Genomic DNA, 4,751 nt, shown 5'->3' on the forward strand with positions numbered 1-4,751 from the left:
GTACCCCGGCTCCGTCTGCCCGGATAGAACACAACTATCCGGGCAGACGACAACGTGGCAGGATGCTTTCTGGGCATCGAGAGCAGGATCCCGCACGAACGCGAAGCGTTCGGGTGGGGGGCGAAACGATCGAAGATCCATCAGACACGCCCTAGCCATCGCATCAAGGGAACGGGGGCCTTGGCCGTGTCTGAAGCCGGGAGCGCGGGTCGACGAGATGGTCGACGATGGATGTGGGTGGTCGCCACCACCGCCGCGGCCGGGGCGGTGCTGGCGGTGGTGGGGATCTGGCACCTGCCGGCTCGGATGTACCCGGACGCGGGCGACACCGACGCACGGGCGGTCTTGCAGAGTGGGCTGCTGACGGTCGCCGCTGCCCTGGTCGCCGTCACCGGCGGGCTGGTGGCGCTGGACGAGACCCGCCAGGCGAACGCGGAGATCCGCCGGGCGAACGAGAACACCCACGTCCGTGAGCTGTATACGAACGCGATCGAACAACTCGGTTCGGGCAATGTGACGATCCGTCTCGGCGGCATCTACGCGCTCGAGCGCATCGTCCATGACAGCCCCGCCGACCAACGTGCCGTCGTCGAGGTTCTCTCCGCCTTCGTCCGCACCGCCGGCGCAGACAGGGGCACGGCAGCGGCAGCCACCCGCACCGCGGTACCTGCCGCGGCCAAGGCCCCGCCGACGCTGGCCGCGCCTGACGGCCCAGCTGTGCCACCGACCGCTGACGTTCGCGCCGCCGTCCAGGTCCTGGTCCGCCTCGCGCACCCAGCCGACCTCACCGGTGCCACCCTCGCCCGTCTCGCCGGGCTTGCCGAACCGGTCAGGCTCACCCACCTCGTCCTCACTGAGGCCGACCTGAACCGCGCCCGGCTGGCCGGGGCAGATCTCAGCGGCACCCAGCTGGACGACGCGAACCTGGCCGGCGCCGACCTTCGCCGGGCGAACCTCACGGATGCGATCTTGATCGACGCGAACCTGGCCGGCGCGCTGCTCGCCGATGCGATCCTCACCCGCGCCCTGCTCTTCGGGGCGCGGCTCACCGGCGCCCGACTGAACGGGGCAGATCTCAGCGGCGCGCAGTTAGGCCGAGCGGACCTCACCCGCGTCGAGCTCGCTGGAGCCACCCTCACCGGCGCCCAGGGCCTGACCCAAAGCCAGGTCAATGCAGCCCTGGGCGACGAGCGGACCCGGCTGCCGGCGGGATTGCTCCGGCCGGCGTCCTGGGGTCCGGAAGACCGGCAGCCGGCGTGACACATCGATGACATGTCGGTGAAACGGCCTGAGGACGCGTCGCGGGCCGACGTCCCGTCCGCCACCGCGTGCCGTCGAGTTCTTGATCCCGGCAGGCGCGCTCCCCGGCCCGCGGCACCCGCGGGTGCCTGCTGCCGGCCGGGACGGTCCAAGCCGTGTGGTGGCCACCAACTCGTCGACGGTGCCGAAGAAGCGGGGACTGCCAGAAGATCTTCCGGTAACTACCAACAACGGGGCCTTCACCTGCGGAAACGGCCCGCTGGCGCTGGGTGTTACACCGTTGTTCTTACAGGCCCCGACGCGGGCTACCACGCCGCCGCGCAACGCTACTGGGTCGCCGCCCTCCACGCCGCGCACAGCGCCGGCATCCCTGCCCTCGGCGCGAACGTGCTCAAGAACATGACTCTGCAGCTACTCGACTTCGACCAACGCACCGACGCCCTGACCGTCGCCGACGCCGCCCTGTCCGCTGGCAAAGGCAGCACCCCCCGCACCCGCGCCATGCTCGCTGTCCGCAAGGCCCGCGCTCACGCTGCGCTGGGCGACCGCCGGGACTGCACCCGTGCGCTCTCTGATGCAGAAACCTACCTCGGCAAAGGAGAGCGCGACGACGACCCGACCTGGGTGCGCTACTTCGACCGCGCCGAATACTGCGCCCAGGTCGCCATGACCTTCGTCGAGCTCGGCACACCCGCCCCCGCGGATCGGTACTTCGCCGCTGCCCTCGACCCCACCAGCGGCATCTCCCGCGTTCGCGACCGCGCCACCTACCTGATCCGCCACGCAGCCGTCCAGGTCGACCTCGGCGATCTCGACCATGCCCACGCGCTCGCTCATCAGGCGCTGCCGCACCTGGAAGAAGCTCCTTCCGCGCGCAACGGCTACCGCATCGGGGAACTGCGGTCCCGGCTCGCGCCCCACCGAGCTGACCCCCGCATCCGTATTCTCGACACCCGGCTGACCGCTGCCGCGTGACCCCCACCCGCGTCGCGATCGTCACCGGTGCCAACCGCGGCATCGGCTACGAACTTGCCCGCCAACTCGCCGCAGCCGGCACCCTCGTGATCGCCACCGCTCGGACCGAACAGACCGCCCGCGGGACCGCAGCCAAGCTGCGCGCCGAAGGTGCCGATGTCCGCCCCGCAACCCTCGACCTCACCGACCAGGACTCCATCGACGGACTTGTCGCCGACTCGATCATCCAACACAGCCGGATTGATGTTCTGGTCAACAACGCCGCCATCGCCATCGACGCCCGCATGCCCGCCGCCCAGCCCGACCTCGACACCGCCCACCGCACCATCGAGACCAACCTCATCGGGACCTGGCGGATGTGCGCCGCCGTCATCCCCCATATGCGCGCGGCCGGCTACGGCCGCATTCTCAACCTCACCACCCATATGGCAATTCTGTCCGAGATGAAAGCCGGCAGCCCCGCCTACCGCATCTCCAAAACCGGCATCAACGCACTGACCCGTATCCTCGCCGACGAACTCGCCGGCACCGGCATCCTCATCAACGCCGCGTCGCCGGGTCGTGTCCAGACTCGTATCGGCCCCGCCCACGCCGACCGCAGCCCCGCCGAAGCTGCTTCAGAACTCCTGTGGCTCACCGCGCTCCCTCCCTCCGGCCCTACCGGCGGCGTCTTCTATCAGGGCGCAAGTCTGCCCTGGTAGCGCAGGCTTCCCTTGCACGGTCGCGATTTTCCGCCGGCTGCGCCGAGGTCGCGCGTACCGGACGGGTGTTCATCGATCATCGCGGCGGCCGTCCGCATGATCGCGGGAGCTGTCCTCTACAGCCATACGGACAACCAACCCACCATCAGGCGGGAGCCTCCGGCTCCAGGTAGCCGTGTTGGCCGGCAGGGAAAGGGGCTGGGCGCTGGGGTGGCCGTGCTCGGTTCGAGCGTGGTCTACCCCGGCGGGCTGCGGTGGCGGTTCGTGCATGCGGCGGGGTGTTGTGACCATCACCACAGGGCACGCTACGCGGGCGTCCGGAGGAGGTCGCTGGTGTTGACGCGGTAGAGGCGGCCGATGCGGTGGACTTCGCAGGGGAAGCCGCCGCGGCGGGCGAGTTCGTAGGCGAGGGTGCGGCCGAGGCCGAACGCGCGGGCGGCCCACGGACATCCCTGCCCGGTGTCGGCCGCCGATCCGAGCCTGCCCGGCGCGGCCTGAGCCCTGTCCCTGACGACCTCTCGGAGAACGATCGTGCACACGCTTCTTCTCACGGCCACGGAAGCCGCCGACCTGCTCGGCGTCAGCCGCACCACGGTCTACGAGCTGCTCAACGCCGGACAGCTCGAATCCGTCCGGATTGGCCGGTCCCGGCGCATCCCCCGGGCGGCGCTCGTCGCCTACGTCGATCGGCTCTGCGGGCGTGCCCACGAGGACGCGGCGTGACCAGTCAGGTAGCCCGGCGGCGGGGCGGGCGGTGTTCGGCAATCCAGCGGATCACCTCGTCGGCACGCCAAATCTTCCCGGCCTTGATCTCGGCGAGTGGTTCAGGGAAGGATGGGTCAGACGTAACGATCTGGTGGACGCGGACGCGGCTCACGCCCAGACAGGCGGCGATTTCCGCTGTCCCCATGAGCTGTTCGCGGGCCATCCTCGCAGCGTACTTGACAGTCACTAAGCCGCCATAGACACTGGATAGAAATTAGCGACTGTTAAATACAGCGGTCCCGTCGGGAGCTCTCACCTTCCGCGACGGGACCTCGATCCGCACCCCTTCCTCTTCAAGGAGCGCAGACCGTGAGCCCTATCATTCCGCCTGACCAAAACCCATGGCGCATCCCCTCCGAACCGCCCGGGTTCGTGACGGTCCGGCAGTCCCCCACCGGTGACTACGAGGTGATTCTGCGACCCGGGGCGAGCCCGGTGGATCTGACCTCGGCGTTGCTGGCAGTGTCGGTGAACACGGTGTTCACCGATGCCTACGGGGACGTTGATGTGCTGATGCTGTTCCGGTCGATCTCCGGCACACCCCCGGCGCTGCTGCCCGCGGGTATCGGTAACCCGCCGGGTATACCGGCGATGCGCTGACCCGCGCGGGTTCTTCCCCTATTTTTCTTCCGTTCCTCTGGTAGACGCGTGACCTGCCGGGGGGCCGGTCGGGTCCAGGGTCGGCGCAGCCGATCGCGCAGCGACGCGCAGCGCCTTGGACGCGGCCGGTTTCCCGGCGGATCCTTCCGCGCTCCAGAGGTGCGGGATACCCGCGGCTCCGCGCGGCGGCAACGGCGATGGACGGCATCCTTGCACCAGAGGCCGACCCCGGTGCGCAACACGACAAGGAGCACGAGGACGACACGGCGAAAGAACAGGACGACAGATAGCGCGCCTTGGCTACACAGTTGGCCACATAACGATCACCGTTACCCCGGCCAGGTCGGGCGAAGCCCGACATCGGGGGTCCGGGGGTCGCCCCCCGGGAAGACATCGCGGCTGGTGGCGAAGCTGATCGAAGATCAGCGAGCAGCTCGCATCAGCTCGTGG

General features: G+C 69.3%; 7 protein-coding genes. 5 read left to right on the forward strand and 2 right to left on the reverse strand.

Annotation, left to right across the window (positions count from 1 at the left end; all coding sequences use genetic code 11):
• Positions 1–231 precede the first annotated feature (231 nt).
• The 3 genes from MJ783_RS12460 to MJ783_RS12470 are packed head-to-tail and all read left to right on the forward strand — an operon-like array spanning position 232 to position 2,936.
• Positions 232–1,260, forward strand: a complete 1,029-nt coding sequence (locus tag MJ783_RS12460) for a pentapeptide repeat-containing protein (protein ID WP_239310580.1) — start codon at positions 232–234, stop codon at positions 1,258–1,260.
• Positions 1,261–1,278: 18 nt separating this feature from the next.
• Positions 1,279–2,235 (forward strand): hypothetical protein, encoded by a 957-nt coding sequence (locus MJ783_RS12465; protein ID WP_239310581.1) that lies wholly within the window; start codon positions 1,279–1,281, stop codon positions 2,233–2,235.
• Entirely contained in the window at positions 2,232–2,936 is a 705-nt protein-coding gene (locus MJ783_RS12470) for an SDR family NAD(P)-dependent oxidoreductase (RefSeq protein WP_239310582.1), read from the forward strand. The genes MJ783_RS12465 and MJ783_RS12470 overlap by 4 nt, the downstream gene beginning before the upstream one ends.
• A 305-nt stretch (positions 2,937–3,241) precedes the next feature.
• Here the strand turns inward: MJ783_RS12470 and MJ783_RS12475 are convergent, their stop codons facing one another.
• Positions 3,242–3,475: a helix-turn-helix domain-containing protein gene (locus tag MJ783_RS12475; RefSeq protein WP_239310583.1), complete on the reverse strand. Its 234-nt coding sequence runs from the start codon at positions 3,473–3,475 to the stop codon at positions 3,242–3,244.
• Here MJ783_RS12475 and MJ783_RS12480 point away from each other — a divergent pair.
• Entirely contained in the window at positions 3,468–3,659 is a 192-nt protein-coding gene (locus MJ783_RS12480) for a helix-turn-helix domain-containing protein (RefSeq protein WP_239310584.1), read from the forward strand. The two genes, MJ783_RS12475 and MJ783_RS12480, sit on opposite strands and share 8 nt — an antisense overlap.
• Positions 3,660–3,663: 4 nt before the next feature.
• Here MJ783_RS12480 and MJ783_RS12485 read toward each other — a convergent pair whose 3' ends face one another.
• Complete coding sequence (locus MJ783_RS12485; protein WP_308194812.1) at positions 3,664–3,888, reverse strand: DNA-binding protein; 225 nt, start codon at positions 3,886–3,888, stop codon at positions 3,664–3,666.
• Between the two features lie 122 nt (positions 3,889–4,010).
• Here MJ783_RS12485 and MJ783_RS12490 point away from each other — a divergent pair, with 122 nt between their 5' ends.
• Positions 4,011–4,301 carry a hypothetical protein gene (locus tag MJ783_RS12490; RefSeq protein ID WP_239310585.1) on the forward strand — a complete coding sequence of 97 codons (291 nt, stop codon included), beginning with the start codon at positions 4,011–4,013 and terminating at the stop codon, positions 4,299–4,301.
• The last annotated feature ends 450 nt before the right edge of the window (positions 4,302–4,751 follow it).

Origin of the sequence: Protofrankia sp. Cj3, from assembly GCF_917627355.1 — a bacterium.
In the GTDB taxonomy this organism is placed as follows: domain Bacteria; phylum Actinomycetota; class Actinomycetes; order Frankiales; family Frankiaceae; genus Protofrankia.